Origin of the sequence: Serratia quinivorans (genome assembly GCF_052113645.1) — a bacterium.
Taxonomy (GTDB): Bacteria; Pseudomonadota; Gammaproteobacteria; order Enterobacterales; family Enterobacteriaceae; genus Serratia; species Serratia quinivorans_B.
In genome coordinates, this window is sequence record NZ_JBIEIU010000021.1 from 1 (window position 1) to 16,395 (window position 16,395).

Below are 16,395 nucleotides of genomic sequence, written 5' to 3' on the forward strand. Positions count from 1 at the left end.
TAGTTCAGTTGGTTAGAATACCTGCCTGTCACGCAGGGGGTCGCGGGTTCGAGCCCCGTCCGTTCCGCCACTTATTTGATAAGCCCTGAGTCTCTGACTCAGGGCTTTTTCATGTGCAAAATTCAACGAAACCCTAGATTGCAGCGTGATTTATTCGGTGAAAGACTGTTTTGATAAATATTTATCTGAATTGAATGCCAATATAAAGAACAATATACCCGGCAGTATTATTCTTGCCGGGTAATCTCTCTCAGCTTTGTTATTTAATATTTTGACGAGCCATTTCCAGCTGAATATCCTTATCCAGATTGGCCACCCAGCGGTTATAATTTGGGTGAATATTTCCGTCTTTGGCATCCATATTATCGCTAGCGATATACTTAATCTGATAACTATTTGTATTGTAAGTGATACGTATGTCGGCACTGTGGCCACGCAATAGGATCTTGCCATCGATCACGCCGTCACTGACGGGGTTCATGACCCAACCACGGTTCAAGCCGGCAGAGAGAATGGCCTGGCGTACCTGCGCATTACTGTGGCTGCCTGCAACGTTTTGGCTGACGTTTTTTACCGGCGCGGTGCCCGCGCAACCACTGACCAAAATCGCTGCGAAGACGCCAGTTAAAATGAGTTTTAATGGTTTCATACTCTTTTCCATGAGTGAACGTTATTAAGATGTATAATATTCATACATGAGATGCTATGTATGAATATCCCTCATTAAGATACTCTTCTGGGGCATTTTCGACAAATATTGCTGCTTTTCATTGCGATAAATCGCTTTCTGCTCAAGCCTCACGACGTTATGTCTATAAGTAATCCTAATCGTTTAATCGAGTATTCCGTCTAAAAATAGGAATTTTGGGAATGCAATCTGCGATTAAATATAATAAATTTAGCCACGGAATTTTTCTGACCGGTAATACCATTAATGGCGGGCGACATGAATATACTCAGTTGGTGGGCAATGGCTCCCGATCGTGGAACGCGTGAAGCATGGCGCCAATGGGCATCAGATGATTTTCTCGCCACTGAATATCAGGGTTCGTTGCCTGCCTGTTCTCATATCCCCATGATGTCACTGCGTCGGATGAGTGCCGGGACGCGTCTGGCGGTAGAGAGCGGGCTGATCTTATTAAATGATTACCAGGCGGATATGGCGATATTTACCAGCCGCCATGGCGAACTTGAGCGGACGCACAAAATTCTTCAGCACCTGCATCAGGAACAGCCGCTATCGCCAACGGATTTTGCCATGTCGGTGCATAACACGGCGGCAGGCTGGTTAACTATTATGGCGAAGAATACCTTGCCGACCACCTCCCTGGCGGCCGGAGAGGACAGCTTTCAGCAGGGTATGATAGAGGCCCAGGCTGCCTTGGCCACCGGCAGTGCAGAGCGGGTGCTGTTAATCGATTTCGATGGCATCGTACCGGATGTCTACCGGCCTTTCGCTCCGGAAAATTCATTTCCTTATGCCGTTGCCCTGCTGCTTGAAAGCGGTGGCTCACTGCACTGCAAGATTGCAGAACCTGAGCTGACCCGCCATCAGGAACCACAAAGCCTCTCCTTTTTACGCGGTTGGCTTGGCGATAAGGACGCATTTACTGTTTCCGGCCAACGGCACGCTTGGGTGTGGGGGCGTTGATGGGGACGGCGACTCCTGCGGAAAGTACCGCCGAACAATCCTCATGGTTTAACCGCTGTTGGCGAGTTGTGGCCACCGGCTTTTGCTTCTCGTTGTTTGGTCTGGGTGGGCTGCTGTTGTCAGGCGTCTGGTTTAATCTCATGCGTCTGGTCGTTCGTGATCCCGCACGTCGTAGCCGGTTGACACAAAGCTCTATCCGCCACAGTTTCCGTTTCTTCCTGGCAACGACGCGTTTTTTCGGTGTGCTGGATTACCGTTTCGACAACGTGGAACGTTTTCGCGAGGATCGCGGCTGTTTGGTGATCGCCAACCATCCCAGCCTATTGGATTATGTGTTATTGGCCTCGCAGATGCCACGTTGTGACTGCATCGTGAAAGAGGCCCTGCTGAGCAATGTGTTTGTCAGCGGGGTGATCAAAGCGGCCGGATATTTGGCCAATGCGCAGTCGGATATCTTGTTGGAGCAGTGTCGGCAACGTCTGGCCAGCGGCGGGACCATTTTAATTTTCCCTGAAGGCACGCGCACTACGCCCGGCAAGGCGCTGACTTTGCAGCGAGGGGCAGCCAATATAGCGCTGCGTGGGGAATGTGACATTCGTATAGTGCATATCCACTGCCAGCCCCCTATGCTGACGAAACAGGGCAAATGGTATAAAATCCCGGCGATAAAACCGCAGTTTAGAATCACCGTTCAGGATAAGATCGACGCCCGCGCATTCATTCATGCAAATGATGTTTCGCCCGCCCTTGCGGCAAGAAGATTAACCCAGCATTTAACTGACGCTTTACAGTCAGATCCTATAAATAATGAGAAATAGCGGAATGAATTTATTGAGTACCGAAATCAAGCAATTGATCATTGATACACTCAATCTTGAAGGGATGACACCAGAGGAGATTGACGCTGAGGCGCCACTGTTTGGTGATGGACTGGGTCTGGACTCCATTGATGCATTGGAGCTGGGGCTGGCTTTAAAGAATCGTTATGGCGTGGTGCTATCGGCTGAAAGCCAAGATATGCGCCAGCATTTTTATTCCGTGGAAACGCTGGCGAAGTTTGTTTCTGCACAGCGTAGCCAATAAGGGGTTTTCATGGATAAGCAAGAAATTTACCTGCAAATTCAGGCGCTTTTGGTCAAACTGTTCGAACTGGACGCCGATGACATCAAGCCAGAATCTCGTTTGTACGAAGAGCTGGAACTCGACAGTATCGATGCGGTGGATCTGGTCGTGCATCTGCAGAAAACGACCGGCAAAAAGATCAAACCGGAAATGTTCAAGTCGGTGCGAACCGTGCAAGACGTGGTTGATGCTATCGATGAGTTGCTGAAATCAGACGGCTAAGGCCACGGCGCTAAGGTGGCTCCCTCCCGTTGGTTGAATCCGGCGTTGCGGTTACTGCAGGCCGTGACCTGGCTGGTGCTGTTGTTGTACCCGCTGGCGGTCTGGGTTGGCCTGACGCGTTGGGGAACCACTATCCTGGCGCCGTTGTTGGTGACGGTCTTTACCTTACGCCTGCTGATGTTACGGGGAAAGCTGCGTCAACAGATGTGGCTGGGTAAAGCGTTGGCTGTTGTGGGCATCCTGCTGGCACTCGCCAGTTGGGCGCTGAAACAGAGTCACTGGCTGTTGTATTACCCAGTGCTTGTCAACGCCATACTGCTGCTGCTGTTTGCGTACTCGCTGTTTGCTCCGCCCACGGTGGTTGAGCGATTGGCCCGAATGACGGAACCGCAGCTGGATGCTGCCGGCATTGCCTATACTCGCCGGGTGACTCAGGTCTGGTGCGGGTTCTTTATTGTTAACGGTGCGATAGCGCTGGCAACCTGCCTGTCCGGCGATATCACACTCTGGACGCTGTATAACGGCGGCATCAGCTATCTGCTGATGGGGGCATTAATGGGTATTGAATGGATAGTCAGGAAAAGGATCCGGCACGCCTGAGTTTGCCGATGAGCCAGTGGCTCAGCACTCAGCGTGATGATGCGGTGTTGATCGCCTGGCGTGGCGATCAGACATTCTGTCTCGGTCAATTTCGCCGTGATGTCGCTGCATTGGCCGCGAAACTGGCGGACAGGGAAGAGCGCCGCTGGGCGCTGTGTTTTGATGATAGCTATCGTTTTGCCGTCGCATTGTTGGCATCGCTGTATGCCTCCCGGCTGCCAGTGATTTTTGGCCACCAACGAGAAGCTATCCTCAAAGAGCAGCGGGCGGATTACGATGCGCTGCTGACCGACTTGCCCCTCGATCCTGGCGTCCCTGTTTTGGCGGTCCCGGAGGAGACCAGCGAGAATATTGCGCTGCCCGTCTGGCCCCAGGACCCGCGTTTCATCCTTTATACTTCCGGTTCGACCGGCCAACCGCAGGCGGTATGCAAATCTGTTGCTTGCATGGACCGCGAATGTGAACTGTTGGCCGCCGCCTGGGGAAATGACTTCCGGGACTGCTGCGTCGTTGCATCGGTATCTCATCAACATATGTATGGCTTGAGCTTCCGGCTATTCTTGCCGCTGGCTTTTGGCCTGCCGTTTGATGCGCAGTTGACGCAATACCAAGAGCAATTGATTGCCCGGCATCAGGGGCGACGTTTGCTTTTTATCAGCAGCCCTGCGTGGCTTAAACGGCTGGATGATCGTCTGACGCTCGCCGAGTGCGTTGAAGTGTTTTCCGCCGGTGGCCCGTTATCTGCCACGGAAGCGCAGCTTGCCCGGCGAATGCTGGGGGTGTTGCCACTGGAGATCTACGGCACCACGGAAACCGGTTCGCTGGCCTGGCGCAGGCAGCATCGGGCGGTCGCACTATGGCAGCCGTTTACTGGCGTAACGCTGGGGGTTAATCCAGATAACAGCGTTAACGTTGTGTCGCCGCTGATACCCGACACCGGCGAAACGGCGCTGAGTGATATTATCGAATTGGCACCGGATGGTCGGCAGTTCCAGTTAAATGGCCGTGCCGATCGCATTATCAAACTGGAAGAGAAACGGTTGTCGTTAACCGAAGTGGAACGTCGCCTGACTTCTTTGCCGGAGATCGCCGATGCTGCGGTATTAACGCAGCATCAAAGAGGGCGAACCCTACTGGTAGCGGTTATCGTGTTGTCTCCGTCTGGTGAGCTCCGTCGGCAAGCTTTGTCCGAAGGGGCGTTTACCCGCGAACTGCATCAGGCGTTGCGGGGCTGGCTGGAGCCGGTAGCCCTGCCGCGCAACTGGCGTATTATCGACGCCATCCCGCTTAATCCGCAGGGCAAGCGCGCCTATGCTGAGCTACAGGAGCTGTTTTTATGATGCAACCTGAGGTGCTGCAACAGCAGGTGATCGACGCCAACCATGCCAGTCTGCAGCTGCATTTGCCCGCTGAGCTGTTTTGGTTTCGCGGCCACTTTCCGCAACATCCGATCCTGCCGGGGGTCACGCAGGTGAATTGGGCCATACAGTATGCCCATCAGTTGCTGGCTATCGAGGCCGGGTTCAAAGGGATCGAGGTGGTAAAGTTTCAGCAACCTTTGCTGCCGGGGCAGAGGGTATGGCTGCTGCTCGAATGGCAGCCGGCGCGGCAGAAGCTGTTGTTCAGCTACCGCGTAGGTGAAGCGACTGCCAGCAGTGGCAAGATCTCGTTATGCCAGTGAGTGCATCTTTCTCCCCCTGTATTCTTATTCCCTGTTTCAATCATGGGCAGATGATGGCTGCGGTGCTGGCATCGTTGGCCGGTTATGGTCTGCCCTGCCTGGTGGTGGACGACGGCAGCACCACAACCACCGCCGAAGAACTGCAGCGGTTAGCTGCCGAATTGCCCTGGGTCACCCTGCTGCGCCTGGAGGAAAATCAGGGGAAAGGGGCTGCGGTCATTGCCGGCCTGCAATTGGCACAACAACAGGGTTACAGCCACGCTTTACAGGTGGATGCCGACGGTCAGCATCAACTGAGTGATATTCCGGCAATGATGGCCGAAGCGCGCGCTCACCCGGATTGTCTGATTTCCGGCCGGCCAGTCTATGACAGTTCGGTACCCAAAGCGCGCCTGTATGGCCGCTACGTCACCCATGTCTGGGTGTGGATCGAAACCCTGTCTCTGTCATTAAAGGACAGCATGTGCGGCTTTCGCGTCTACCCGGTAGCGCCGACGCTGGCGTTGACGGCATGCCAACCGCTCGGCAAACGCATGGATTTCGATACCGAAGTGATGGTCAGGTTGTATTGGCAGGGGGTGCAAAGCCGCTTTTTGCCAACGCGTGTCACTTACCCGCTCGACGGTGTTTCTCACTTCGACGCATTGCGCGATAACTTGCGCATATCCTGGATGCATACCCGGTTGTTTTTCGGCATGTTGCCTCGCATTCCACGCTTACTGCGCCAGCGCCAACAGGCGAAAAATCCGCAACATTGGTCGGCCACTCAGGAGCGACATGGCCTGTGGGGGATCCGGCTCATGCTGCAAGTTTACCGGCTGTTTGGCCGCCGGGCATTTCAATGGCTGCTGTATCCGGTGATCGGCTATTTCTGGCTGACCGGGCGTGCGCAACGAGAGGCGTCACGCGGTTATCTGCAACGCCTGCGGGAGTTTGCACAACGTCGGCAGCAGCCTCTGCCCGCGTCGCTCAACAGCTTTCGTCACTTCATGCGTTTTGGCGATGCGATGCTCGACAAGCTGGCGAGCTGGCGGGGGGAGTTAAGTGATATTCGGCTGGTGGATCGCGAGGCTTGCGAACGGCAAATTGCCTCCGGAAAAGGCACGCTGATCCTGGCTTCACACCTGGGGGATATTGAGTCCTGCCGCGCTTTGGGCGAGTTGGATTCTGGCGTCAAGGTGAATGCTCTGGTGTTTACCGAGCATGCCGAGCGCTTCAACCAGGTGATGAAAGAAGTGAATCCTCGCGCCAATCTGAACCTGATCCCGGTGACGTCGTTGGGGCCGGAAACCGCCATGCGCCTGCAGGACAAACTTGATGCCGGTGAGTGGGTGGCTATCGTCGGCGATCGCACATCTGCCGGAAAACATCAGCGCGGTGAACAGCCGCGGGTGGTGTGGAGCCGCTTCCTCGGCCAACCGGCGCCGTTCCCGCAGGGGCCGTTTGTTCTGGCCGCGGCCCTGCGTTGTCCGGTGTTTCTGATGTTCGGCCTCAAGCAACAGGGGCATCTTAATGTGTATTTTGAAGCCTTTGCCGACCCGCTGCTATTACCCCGCCAGCAGCGCCAACAGGCATTGCAGGATACGGTCGACAACTATGCCGCGCGGCTGGAGCATTATTGCCTGCTGGCACCGCTCGACTGGTTTAATTTTTTCGATTTCTGGCAGTTGGCGGCACAGTCGTCGCCAACGCAACAGGGGCCTGAGACATGAAGCTAAAAGACAACCCGCGATTTTCCGTCAGAATTGAGATCGCTATCCCTTTCCACGATACCGATGCGATGGGCGTGGTCTGGCACGGCAACTACTTCCGCTATTTCGAGGTGGCCCGTGAGGCCCTGCTCAAACAGTTTAATTACGGCTACCGGCAGATGCAGGCGTCGGGCTATGTCTGGCCGATCGTCGATACGCGAGTGAAATACATTGCGCCGGTATTGTTTGAGCAGCGCATCATTGTCTGCGCGGAGCTGGAAGAGTATGAAAACCGTCTGCGCATTGGTTATCGGATCCTCGATGCAGATAGCGGTAAAACCACCACCCGCGGTCATACCATTCAGGTTGCGGTGGACATCGACAGCAAAGAAATGTGCTTTGTCTCGCCACAGGTGCTGTTGGACAACATCAAGGGGGCGCAATGAAACGTTGGATATTGATTACTCTGACCTTTCTCAGTCTGAGCGTGCAGGCGGTAACGCTGCCGGAGCTGCAGCATCGGTTTAGCCAACAGCCAGTGCTGCGCGCCGAATTTGAGCAACAGCGCAGCATCAGTGGCATGACGAAACCTTTGAAATCCAGCGGTGAGTTGCTGATCTCCCAGCAGAAAGGATTGTGGTGGGCACAACGGAAGCCTTTCCCGCTAACCCTGCTGCTGGATGATAAGCGCATGGTGCAAACCCTGGCAGGCCAGCCGCCACAGGTGGTAACGGCAGACAACAATCCGCAGATGTTCCAATTCAATCACCTGCTGACTGCACTGTTCCATGCCGACAGCCAGGCGCTGGAGCAAAACTTTGCGTTGCAGTTCACTGATTTGGGGCATAACCAATGGCGACTGGTGTTGACGCCGAAAACCACACCGCTCGATAAGTTGTTCAAGCGTATCACCCTCAACGGCGAACAGTTCCTGGAAACCATTGATATTGATGATATGCAAAGTGACGCCACCCATATTCGCTTCTTTAACCAACGTACGGCGCCGCAGGTGCTGACTGATGAGGAGCAACAGCGCTTTGCGTCCTGAACTGCATCGGCGGCTGGCGTTTGGCTGGCTGGCGATTTGCTTGCTGTTGCTTGCAGCCCTGTGCTGGTTGCTGCCGCGCAGCCAGATCAACAGCAGCGTCCTGGCATTATTGCCTAAACAGCAACTGGCGGGTGTGCCGGATGAATTGGCCGACGGCTTCAGCCGCCGGCTGGATCGTCAACTGATGTGGTTGGTCAGCCCGCCGCCAGGGGCGGACAGTGCCGCGGTGAACTGGTGGTGGCAGCAGTTGCGCCAACTGCCTGAGCTACAGCAGGTTGGCGGGCCCATGGATGCGCAACGTCAGCAGCAATGGGGGCGTTTTTTCTATCAGCATCGTAACGTACTGCTGGATGACGCCACCCGGCATCGCTTGCAGCAGGGGGCGGACGCACAGAGCCAGTGGATCCTCGGTCAGCTCTATTCCGCTTTCGCCGGCGTCAGCGGTAAAGAACTGGCTAATGACCCGCTGATGCTGGTGCGCGCCTCGCAGTTGGCGCAGCAACAGAACGGCGGCTTACTCAGCCTGTCCAATGGCTGGCTGGTGGCGCGAGATGCACAGGGCCGCAGTTGGTATTTGTTACACGCCGAGTTGAGTGCGTCGTCTTATGACATCAGCAGCGCCCGCCGGACGGTAGATAAACTGACGGCGTTGCAACAACAGCTGCAACAGCGCTGGCCGGGTGCCGAGGTACTGAACCGCGGCACGCTATTTTACAGCAACTACGCCAGCCAACAGGCTGAGCGGGACATTTCCACCATTGGCCTGGCGTCGGTGGTGGGGGTGTTTTTACTGGTGCTGTTAATGTTCCGCTCACCCTTGCCGCTGTTGTTGTGCGCGCTGTCGGTGGGCATTGGCGCATTGGCGGGTACCGTCGCTACGCTGTTGGCGTTTGGTGAAATTCATTTGATGACGCTGGTGTTAAGCATCAGCATCGTCGGCATTTCGGCCGATTACACGCTCTATTTCCTGACTGAACGTATGGTACATGGTCGGCAGTCGACGCCATTAGTCAGTCTGCAGAAACTGTTACCGGCGTTGTCGATGGCACTGTTAACCACTGTAGTGGCCTACCTGGCACTGTTGATTGCGCCGTTCCCGGGCTTGCAGCAATTGGCGGTGTTCGCCGCTGCGGGTTTGAGCGCCGCCTGCATAACCGTCATTTGCTGGTATCCGCGCTTGTCGCGTCGGCTGCCGGTGCGCCCGGCGCCGGGATTAACGCTGATCCTGAACTGGCTGCATGCCTGGTGCCATCGCCCGTTGCTGCGCTATGGGTTGCCCGGCGCGGTACTGTTGCTGGTGGCCGTTGGGTTTAGCCAGTTGAAGGTCGACGACGATATTGGCCAATTGCAGGCGTTACCTGAAGGGCTGCAGCAGCAAGAGCAGCGCATCGCCGCACTGACGGGCCAACATAACGATCAGAAATGGCTGGTGGTCTACGGCGACAATGCCGAACAGTTGTTGCAGCGCATCGAGCTGCTGCAACCCAGGCTGGCACAGGCAAAACAGCAGGGCGTGCTGGCGGATTATCGCCTGTTGCCTTTGCCTTCGTTGCAGCGCCAGCAGCAGAACGTCGCTCTGTTGCAGCGGGTGGCACCGCAGGTGATGACGCAATTACAGCAGGCGGACCTGACCCTGAAATCCCCTGAGTTGACCGCTGAATGGGTGAAGCCGGAACAGTGGCTGGGCAGCGTGGTTAGCGAGGGCTGGCGCCTGCTGTGGCTGACGCTGCCCGATGGACGCAGTGCCGCATTGGTGCCCGTCAACGGCGTGAAGAACAGTGCGGCGATGCAAGCTTTGGCGGAACAGGTGCCGGGTACCGGTTGGATCGATCGGAAAACCGAGTTCAGTGAGCTGTTTGGCCAGTACCGGTTGTATCTTTCGTATCTGCTGATGCTGTCGGTTGCGGCGATCGCACTGATTTATCTGTGGCGTTTCGGTCTGCGTCATGGCCTGCGCTGCATGGTACCGACGTTGCTGTCACTGGGCAGCGGTATTGCGGTATTGGCATTGAGCGGTCATACGCTGAACTTGTTCTCGCTGTTGGCGCTGGTGTTGGTGCTGGGGATCGGCATTAACTACACGCTGTTCTTTACCAACCCCCGGGGGACGCCGACCACCTCGATGTTCGCCATTTTTATGGCGGTCTTCACCACCCAATTGACCTTCGGCATGCTGGTGCTGAGCCATACTCAGGCTATCAGCAGCTTTGGTATCGTATTGAGCAGCGGAATTGCCGTGGCCTTTTTATTGGCGCCGCTGACCCTGGCAACAAAAAGAAAAAGAGGAAAAGCCTGATGCGCGGCTTACGAATGATGTTGTTAATGTGGGTTGCCGTGCTGGCCGGCTGCGCCGGTTCACAGGATCCGACGCTGCCGCAGGCGTGGCTCAAACCCGGTACGCGGGTGACATTACCGACCCCAACGCTGGCTCAGCCGATTAACCAACAACAGTTGCTGACCGCTGAAGTGAAAGGGCAGCAGCATTCGATGTTGGTGTTGCTGAATGCCGACGGCCGGCGTTTGCAACTGGTGGGCATGTCGCCGCTCGGGATCCGCTTGTTTAACCTGACCTACGATCGTCAGGGGATCCACACCGAACAGTTGATCAAGGTGGGAGAATTGCCGCCCGCCAGTCAGGTACTGGCGGACATCATGCTGAGTTACTGGCCGGTGGCTGACTGGCAACCCTTGCTGCCCGCGGGATGGCGACTGGAAGACCAGCCGCTGGTACGTCGTCTGTATGACGAGCGCGGGGCGATCGTCAATGAAATCCGTTACCGGCAGACAGACGGAGGGCGAGAACCGCAGTCGATCGCCCAATCTGCCTTCCATTACCGCATCACCATTCAAACTCTGGGGAACGAATAATGATCTACTTCTCCGCCGTAGGGATGGTGAATGCGCTGGGCAAGGATCTGCCGCAGATCGCAGAAAATCTGGCGCGTGGCGTCTCGCCTGGCATGCAACGGCAAACGCAGTGGCTGCTGGGCGGCGCGCCATCCTGGTTTGGCAACGTGCAGGGCGAGTTGCCGATGATCCCCGAACCACTCAAGCGGCATAATTCCCGCAACAATCGTCTGCTGTTGGCGGCTTTGGCGCAGATCGAAGCGCCGGTGCGCGAGGCCATTGCCCGCTACGGTGCCGATCGTGTTGCGGTGATTATGGGCACCAGCACCTCGGGGATCCGCGAAGGCGAACTGGCATTGCAACAGTATCAGGCGGGGCAGTGGCCGCAGGGGTATGACTACCATCAGCAGGAGTTGGGCGATCCCGGCCAGTTCCTCAGTGCTTTTCTCGCGACCCGTGGCCCGGCCTACACCCTGTCGACCGCCTGTTCCTCCAGCGCACGGGCCATCATCAGCGGTAAACGTCTGATTGATGCCGGGCTGGTGGACGCGGCGATTGTGGGCGGCGCCGACAGCTTGTGCCAAATGCCGATCAACGGTTTTCACAGCCTGGAGTCACTGTCCGCAGAACGTTGCACGCCTTTTGCTACAGGACGTAGCGGTATCAATATCGGTGAGGCGGCGGCGTTGATGCTGTTGACGCGGGAACCTGCGCCGGTGGCGTTGTTGGGCGTGGGCGAATCCTCCGATGCCTGGCATATGTCGGCACCGCATCCTGCCGGTGAAGGTGCCGAGCGAGCGATGACCATGGCGCTGCAGCAGGCCGGTTTGAGCGCTGGGCAAATTGGTTATATTAATTTGCACGGCACAGCCACGCGGCTGAACGATCAGGTAGAGGCTCAGGTAGTGAACCGCCTGTTTGGCGCGCAGACGCCATGCAGTTCGACCAAACATCTTACCGGTCACACGCTGGGGGCTGCCGGGGCGGTGGAGGCTGCGTTGAGCTGGTTGTTGTTGACTCATCCATTGCCGCTGCCACAGCAGGATTTCAGCGTGGCGCAGCGCGATGCTGAGTTGGCGCCGATTGGCCTGGTGTGCCACTCGCAACCGCTGGGATCGCGCGCCATCCTCTCCAATTCATTTGCCTTCGGCGGCAACAATGCCTGCTTGCTGCTGGGAGATGCTCCATGAACGCTTATCAGACGGCAGAATACTATTTGCCTCATGCCTCACCGATGGTGCTATTGGAGCAGGTGATTGAGGTGGGGGAAGAGCATGCGCGCTGTGCGGTTAGGGTCAGCGCCGACGGCGTATTGGCCCCTTTTCTCGATGAGCAGGGCGCGCTGCCGGGCTGGTATGGCATTGAGCTGATGGCGCAGGCGATTGGGGTTTGGAGCGGCTGGCACGGTCGCCAGAGCGCACAGTCGCCGCAGCTTGGTATGTTGCTTGGCGGGCGGGCTATTCACTGTGAGTTGCCCGCTTTTCCCGCCGGCAGCGAACTGTTGGTGAGCGTGCAGCAACTGTTGAAAGACGAAAAGCTGGCCAGTTTTGAGTGTGAAATCAGTATCGATAATGTGCGGATCGCACAGGGCAGGCTGAATACCTATCAGCCTGATCAACAAGAAATCATTCAATTGACGACCTTAAGGGGAGACGCATGATGCGTTCCGTTTTAGTCACCGGCGCCAGTAAAGGGATCGGTCAGGCCATCGCCTGCCGCCTGGCTGCAGATGGCTTTTTGATGGTAGTTCACTACCACAGCGATAAGACCGGGGCAGAGCACACTCTGCAGCAGATTGTCAGTGCCGGCGGGCAAGGGCGATTGCTTCAGTTTGATATCAGCAACCGCGCACAGTGTCGTGAGGTGTTGGAGCGGGATATTGATACTCACGGTGCCTACTACGGCGTAGTGAATAATGCCGGTATCACCCGCGACGGCGCTTTCCCGGCGTTGAGCGAAGATGACTGGGATGGAGTGATCCACACCAACCTAGACAGCTTCTACAACGTGCTGCACCCTTGCATCATGCCGATGATTGGCCTGCGTAAAGGCGGGCGGATCATCGCGCTGTCGTCGGTGTCCGGCGTGATGGGCAACCGTGGGCAGGTTAACTACAGTGCGGCCAAGGCCGGCATCATCGGCGCCAGTAAGGCGTTGGCGATCGAATTGGCGAAACGCAAGATTACCGTTAACTGCATTGCCCCGGGTCTGATCGACACAGGTATGATCGACATGGAGCCGGCGGCGCTGGATGAAGCGATGCGGGCTATCCCGCTCAAGCGTATGGGATCGACGGAAGAGGTGGCCGGGCTGGCCAGCTATCTGATGTCGGATATCGCCGGCTACGTGACGCGGCAGGTCATTTCCATTAATGGAGGAATGGTATGACGCAACGAGTGGTCGTCACCGGCATGGCGGGCGTGACCGCGTTCGGCAATAGCTGGGCGGAGGTGTCCCGCCGGTTGAAGCAGGGCAAGAATGCAGTGCGTTATATGACGCAATGGGAAGAATATCAGGGGCTGAACACCCACCTTGGCGCGCCGGTCGAGAATTTCGTGCTGCCGGATCATTACACGCGCAAGCGTATCCGTTCCATGGGCCGCGTTTCATTGTTGGCGACCCGGGCGACGGAGCTGGCGCTCGAGCAGGCCGGGTTGCTGGGTGAGGCGGTGCTGACCAACGGCGAGACCGGTATCGCTTATGGGTCTTCGACCGGCAGCACCAAGCCGGTCAGCGAGTTCGCCACCATGCTCACCGAGAAGCACACCGGCAATATTACCGGCACCACCTATGTGCAGATGATGCCTCATACCGCAGCGGTGAATGCCGGTTTGTTCTTTGGTCTGCGGGGCCGGGTGATCCCGACGTCCAGTGCCTGCACTTCCGGCAGCCAGGCGATTGGTTACGCTTATGAGAGTATCCGCCACGGTTATCAGACGGTGATGGTAGCGGGCGGAGCCGAAGAGCTGTGCCCTTCGGAGGCGGCGGTATTCGACACGCTGTTTGCCACCAGCCAGCAGAATGATCACCCCGATCTTTCGCCACGGCCGTTTGATCGTCAGCGTGACGGCTTGGTGATTGGCGAAGGGGCGGGAACGTTGATCCTGGAGTCATTGGAACACGCCCAGGCCCGCGGCGCGACCATTTACGGCGAGGTTATCAGCTTCGCCACCAACTGCGATGCGGCGCACATCACTCAGCCGCAGCAGGAAACCATGCAAATCTGTATGCAGCAGGCGTTAAAGGCCTCCGGACTGGCGACCGGCGATATCGGTTATATCAGCGCTCACGGCACGGCGACCGATCGGGGCGATATTGCGGAAAGTCAGGCAACGGCGGCAATTTTCGGCAATCGTACGCCGATCTCCTCGCTGAAGAGTTATTTTGGCCATACGTTGGGTGCCTGTGGCGCGCTGGAAGCCTGGATGACGCTGGAAATGATGCGTGAAGGCAGCTTTGCGCCGACCATTAATCTGAGCGAGCCGGACAGCGCCTGTGGCGATCTGGATTACATCATGGGCGGCTATCGCCAGGTTGAGACCGAGTTTGTGCAATCGAATAACTTTGCTTTCGGCGGTATCAATACCTCACTGATCCTGCGCCGCTGGGCGTAATCTTGCACTGCCGGGGTGTTCACTCCGGCAATTGTTGCCCTTTAATCAAAAGTCTTATGCACAATAGGGCGTTTTTGATCAACAAAACAGTTGCCATAATCCTCCCATATCGCTTCAACATCCTAATGAGAGAATAAAATTATGAGCATCCCTGCATTTGGTTTAGGTACCTTCCGTCTTCAGGATCAGGTGGTGATCGACTCGGTCAGCACCGCACTGGAACTGGGGTATCGCGCTATCGATACCGCACAGATCTACGAAAACGAAGCGGCCGTGGGCCAGGCGATTGCGGCCAGTGGCGTCCCCCGTGAAGAGCTGTTTATCACCACCAAGATCTGGACCGCCAATCTGGCCAAGGGCAAGCTGATCCCGAGCCTGCAAGAGAGCCTGAGCAAGCTGCAAACCCGTTATGTTGATCTGACCTTGATCCACTGGCCTTCGCCGAATGATGAAGTGTCTGTTGCCGAGTTTATGACCGAGCTGGCGGAAGCCAAAAAATTGGGCCTGACGCGTCAGATTGGCGTTTCCAACTTCACCCTGGAGCTGATGCAGCAAGCGATTGATGCCGTGGGGGCAGAGCAGATCGCCACAAACCAGATTGAACTGTCGCCCTACCTGCAGAACCGCAAAGTGGTGGAGTTTGCCCAGCAGCACGGCATCGCCATCACCTCCTACATGACACTGGCTTATGGTCAGGCGCTGAAGGATGAGACTATCAAGGCGATCGCGGCACGCCGCAATGCCACCCCGGCGCAGGTTATCCTGGCCTGGGCGCTGCAACTGGGTTACGCGGTGATCCCATCATCGACCCAACGTGAAAACCTGGCGAGCAACCTGTTGGCGCAGCAGCTGACGTTAAGCAGTGAGGAAATGGCAGAAATTGCCAGGCTGGAAAACAACGGCCGTTTGGTCAGTCCGGAAGGCCTGGCACCGAACTGGGATTGATTTTCTGCCGATGTGTATCAGGGCGCCCAGACGGGCGCTTTTTTATTGGCCCAGATGTTTACTGATAAAATCGATAAAGCTGCGCAGGCGGTTGCTGACGGCACTGTCGCTGTAATACACCGCATTGATTGGCATGGCGACCGGCAGCGTCTCCTCCACCAAAACAGGCACCAGATCGCCGCGCGCGATGTCTGCGCTAATCATAAAATCTGACAGGCAGGCAATGCCGTTGCCATGCAGGCACAGATGACGGTGGGTTTCACCGCTGTTGGTGGTCAGGCCTGGGGTGATTTCCAATTGGCGGCCATCGGCACAAGCCAGCGGCCAGCGATTCAAACTAGGCAGATCGTTAAAACCGATGCAGCAGTGCTGCGCTAAGTCTTCCACCTTTTGCGGCATGCCGTATTGTGCCAAATAGGCAGGGGAGGCCAGCACGCGTCGATAGCTGGTCATCAATTTGCGTGCTTTCAGGCTGGAGTCGGTCAACTCACCGACGCGGATGGCAATATCCACCTTGCGTTCGATCAGATTGATAAAGTTCTCTGACGACACCAGTGACAGCGACATTTCCGGGTACAAGGCCCTAAATTCCGCCACCAGCGGCGTTAATACGTGCAGCACGACTGGCGTGGCGGCATCGACACGCAACAACCCTTGTGGACGCTGACGGCTTTCCATCAGCGCGTTCTCGGCTGCGGCCATGTCACTCAACACCTTCTGCACCTGACGGAAATAGTTTTCCCCTTCCTGCGTCAGACTGATCTGGCGCGTGGTGCGGTTAAGCAGTGTCACACCGAGCTTGGTTTCCAGCTTTTTGACGGTACGGCTCACCACGGAATTTGCCTGGTCCAGCCGCTCAGCCGCCCGGCTGAAACTGCCGCTTTCCACCACGGTAACGAAGGTAATCAGCTCATCGGAATTCGCTTTCACTGTTGCTCCTTTGGCAAAATTCATTTGATATTTTGAGCATTTTT

At 56.5% G+C, this 16,395-nt stretch carries 19 protein-coding genes; 17 read left to right on the forward strand and 2 right to left on the reverse strand.

The window, feature by feature from the left end; translation table 11 throughout:
- Positions 1 to 259 precede the first annotated feature (259 nt).
- Positions 260 to 649 (reverse strand): hypothetical protein, encoded by a 390-nt coding sequence (locus ACGS9J_RS24365; protein WP_442233203.1) that lies wholly within the window; start codon positions 647 to 649, stop codon positions 260 to 262.
- A gap of 285 nt (positions 650 to 934) precedes the next feature.
- Between ACGS9J_RS24365 and ACGS9J_RS24370 the strand changes: the two genes are divergently transcribed.
- From ACGS9J_RS24370 to dkgB, 17 genes are all read left to right on the forward strand, one after another.
- On the forward strand, positions 935 to 1,651 hold the full coding sequence (locus tag ACGS9J_RS24370; RefSeq protein ID WP_442233204.1) for a beta-ketoacyl synthase chain length factor: 717 nt from the start codon (positions 935 to 937) through the stop codon (positions 1,649 to 1,651).
- Positions 1,651 to 2,469 (forward strand): lysophospholipid acyltransferase family protein, encoded by an 819-nt coding sequence (locus ACGS9J_RS24375; protein ID WP_442233205.1) that lies wholly within the window; start codon positions 1,651 to 1,653, stop codon positions 2,467 to 2,469. Before ACGS9J_RS24370 ends, ACGS9J_RS24375 begins: the two co-directional genes overlap by 1 nt.
- 4 nt (positions 2,470 to 2,473) lie before the next feature.
- On the forward strand, positions 2,474 to 2,734 hold the full coding sequence (locus ACGS9J_RS24380) for a phosphopantetheine-binding protein (protein WP_044548404.1): 261 nt from the start codon (positions 2,474 to 2,476) through the stop codon (positions 2,732 to 2,734).
- A gap of 9 nt (positions 2,735 to 2,743) precedes the next feature.
- On the forward strand, positions 2,744 to 2,995 hold the full coding sequence (locus ACGS9J_RS24385) for an acyl carrier protein (RefSeq protein ID WP_259190518.1): 252 nt from the start codon (positions 2,744 to 2,746) through the stop codon (positions 2,993 to 2,995).
- A gap of 15 nt (positions 2,996 to 3,010) precedes the next feature.
- The gene (locus ACGS9J_RS24390) at positions 3,011 to 3,595 is read left to right on the forward strand and encodes a hypothetical protein (RefSeq protein ID WP_442233206.1); all 585 of its coding nucleotides are present in this window, start codon (positions 3,011 to 3,013) and stop codon (positions 3,593 to 3,595) included.
- A complete protein-coding gene (locus tag ACGS9J_RS24395; protein WP_442233207.1) occupies positions 3,562 to 4,935 on the forward strand; it encodes an AMP-binding protein in 1,374 nt (457 codons plus the stop codon). Before ACGS9J_RS24390 ends, ACGS9J_RS24395 begins: the two co-directional genes overlap by 34 nt.
- Positions 4,932 to 5,276, forward strand: coding sequence for a 3-hydroxyacyl-ACP dehydratase FabZ family protein (locus ACGS9J_RS24400; protein WP_442233208.1), 345 nt, complete (start codon positions 4,932 to 4,934; stop codon positions 5,274 to 5,276). The genes ACGS9J_RS24395 and ACGS9J_RS24400 overlap by 4 nt, the downstream gene beginning before the upstream one ends.
- Complete coding sequence (locus ACGS9J_RS24405; protein WP_442233209.1) at positions 5,267 to 6,988, forward strand: glycosyltransferase family 2 protein; 1,722 nt, start codon at positions 5,267 to 5,269, stop codon at positions 6,986 to 6,988. Before ACGS9J_RS24400 ends, ACGS9J_RS24405 begins: the two co-directional genes overlap by 10 nt.
- Entirely contained in the window at positions 6,985 to 7,413 is a 429-nt protein-coding gene (locus ACGS9J_RS24410; protein ID WP_442233210.1) for an acyl-CoA thioesterase, read from the forward strand. Before ACGS9J_RS24405 ends, ACGS9J_RS24410 begins: the two co-directional genes overlap by 4 nt.
- Complete coding sequence (locus ACGS9J_RS24415; protein WP_442233211.1) at positions 7,410 to 8,015, forward strand: LolA family protein; 606 nt, start codon at positions 7,410 to 7,412, stop codon at positions 8,013 to 8,015. The genes ACGS9J_RS24410 and ACGS9J_RS24415 overlap by 4 nt, the downstream gene beginning before the upstream one ends.
- The gene (locus ACGS9J_RS24420; RefSeq protein ID WP_442233212.1) at positions 7,987 to 10,311 is read left to right on the forward strand and encodes an MMPL family transporter; all 2,325 of its coding nucleotides are present in this window, start codon (positions 7,987 to 7,989) and stop codon (positions 10,309 to 10,311) included. The genes ACGS9J_RS24415 and ACGS9J_RS24420 overlap by 29 nt, the downstream gene beginning before the upstream one ends.
- Positions 10,311 to 10,883, forward strand: coding sequence for a DUF3261 domain-containing protein (locus ACGS9J_RS24425; protein WP_442233213.1), 573 nt, complete (start codon positions 10,311 to 10,313; stop codon positions 10,881 to 10,883). Before ACGS9J_RS24420 ends, ACGS9J_RS24425 begins: the two co-directional genes overlap by 1 nt.
- The gene (locus ACGS9J_RS24430; protein ID WP_442233214.1) at positions 10,883 to 12,052 is read left to right on the forward strand and encodes a beta-ketoacyl-[acyl-carrier-protein] synthase family protein; all 1,170 of its coding nucleotides are present in this window, start codon (positions 10,883 to 10,885) and stop codon (positions 12,050 to 12,052) included. The genes ACGS9J_RS24425 and ACGS9J_RS24430 overlap by 1 nt, the downstream gene beginning before the upstream one ends.
- On the forward strand, positions 12,049 to 12,522 hold the full coding sequence (locus ACGS9J_RS24435; protein WP_442233215.1) for an ApeP family dehydratase: 474 nt from the start codon (positions 12,049 to 12,051) through the stop codon (positions 12,520 to 12,522). Before ACGS9J_RS24430 ends, ACGS9J_RS24435 begins: the two co-directional genes overlap by 4 nt.
- Positions 12,519 to 13,250 carry a 3-ketoacyl-ACP reductase FabG2 gene (locus ACGS9J_RS24440; RefSeq protein ID WP_442233216.1) on the forward strand — a complete coding sequence of 244 codons (732 nt, stop codon included), beginning with the start codon at positions 12,519 to 12,521 and terminating at the stop codon, positions 13,248 to 13,250. Before ACGS9J_RS24435 ends, ACGS9J_RS24440 begins: the two co-directional genes overlap by 4 nt.
- Positions 13,247 to 14,476: a beta-ketoacyl-ACP synthase gene (locus ACGS9J_RS24445; RefSeq protein ID WP_442233217.1), complete on the forward strand. Its 1,230-nt coding sequence runs from the start codon at positions 13,247 to 13,249 to the stop codon at positions 14,474 to 14,476. The genes ACGS9J_RS24440 and ACGS9J_RS24445 overlap by 4 nt, the downstream gene beginning before the upstream one ends.
- A gap of 141 nt (positions 14,477 to 14,617) precedes the next feature.
- Positions 14,618 to 15,421: a 2,5-didehydrogluconate reductase DkgB gene (gene dkgB / locus ACGS9J_RS24450; RefSeq protein ID WP_442233218.1), complete on the forward strand. Its 804-nt coding sequence runs from the start codon at positions 14,618 to 14,620 to the stop codon at positions 15,419 to 15,421.
- 42 nt (positions 15,422 to 15,463) lie between these two features.
- On the opposite strand, the gene yafC is transcribed toward dkgB, so the two are convergent.
- Complete coding sequence (yafC, locus tag ACGS9J_RS24455; protein WP_442233219.1) at positions 15,464 to 16,351, reverse strand: DNA-binding transcriptional regulator YafC; 888 nt, start codon at positions 16,349 to 16,351, stop codon at positions 15,464 to 15,466.
- Between the last annotated feature and the right edge of the window lie 44 nt (positions 16,352 to 16,395).

What these genes read in the sequence shown, in the direction of transcription:
- ACGS9J_RS24365 (WP_442233203.1), bottom strand. Translation starts at nt 649, where the DNA reads ATGAAACCATTAAAACTCATTTTAACTGGCGTCTTCGCAGCGATTTTG.
- ACGS9J_RS24370 (WP_442233204.1), top strand. Translation starts at nt 935, where the DNA reads ATGGCGGGCGACATGAATATACTCAGTTGGTGGGCAATGGCTCCCGAT.
- ACGS9J_RS24375 (WP_442233205.1), top strand. Translation starts at nt 1,651, where the DNA reads ATGGGGACGGCGACTCCTGCGGAAAGTACCGCCGAACAATCCTCATGG.
- ACGS9J_RS24380 (WP_044548404.1), top strand. Translation starts at nt 2,474, where the DNA reads ATGAATTTATTGAGTACCGAAATCAAGCAATTGATCATTGATACACTC.
- ACGS9J_RS24385 (WP_259190518.1), top strand. Translation starts at nt 2,744, where the DNA reads ATGGATAAGCAAGAAATTTACCTGCAAATTCAGGCGCTTTTGGTCAAA.
- ACGS9J_RS24395 (WP_442233207.1), top strand. Translation starts at nt 3,562, where the DNA reads ATGGATAGTCAGGAAAAGGATCCGGCACGCCTGAGTTTGCCGATGAGC.
- ACGS9J_RS24400 (WP_442233208.1), top strand. Translation starts at nt 4,932, where the DNA reads ATGATGCAACCTGAGGTGCTGCAACAGCAGGTGATCGACGCCAACCAT.
- ACGS9J_RS24405 (WP_442233209.1), top strand. Translation starts at nt 5,267, where the DNA reads ATGCCAGTGAGTGCATCTTTCTCCCCCTGTATTCTTATTCCCTGTTTC.
- ACGS9J_RS24410 (WP_442233210.1), top strand. Translation starts at nt 6,985, where the DNA reads ATGAAGCTAAAAGACAACCCGCGATTTTCCGTCAGAATTGAGATCGCT.
- ACGS9J_RS24415 (WP_442233211.1), top strand. Translation starts at nt 7,410, where the DNA reads ATGAAACGTTGGATATTGATTACTCTGACCTTTCTCAGTCTGAGCGTG.
- ACGS9J_RS24420 (WP_442233212.1), top strand. Translation starts at nt 7,987, where the DNA reads ATGAGGAGCAACAGCGCTTTGCGTCCTGAACTGCATCGGCGGCTGGCG.
- ACGS9J_RS24425 (WP_442233213.1), top strand. Translation starts at nt 10,311, where the DNA reads ATGCGCGGCTTACGAATGATGTTGTTAATGTGGGTTGCCGTGCTGGCC.
- ACGS9J_RS24430 (WP_442233214.1), top strand. Translation starts at nt 10,883, where the DNA reads ATGATCTACTTCTCCGCCGTAGGGATGGTGAATGCGCTGGGCAAGGAT.
- ACGS9J_RS24435 (WP_442233215.1), top strand. Translation starts at nt 12,049, where the DNA reads ATGAACGCTTATCAGACGGCAGAATACTATTTGCCTCATGCCTCACCG.
- ACGS9J_RS24440 (WP_442233216.1), top strand. Translation starts at nt 12,519, where the DNA reads ATGATGCGTTCCGTTTTAGTCACCGGCGCCAGTAAAGGGATCGGTCAG.
- ACGS9J_RS24445 (WP_442233217.1), top strand. Translation starts at nt 13,247, where the DNA reads ATGACGCAACGAGTGGTCGTCACCGGCATGGCGGGCGTGACCGCGTTC.
- dkgB (WP_442233218.1), top strand. Translation starts at nt 14,618, where the DNA reads ATGAGCATCCCTGCATTTGGTTTAGGTACCTTCCGTCTTCAGGATCAG.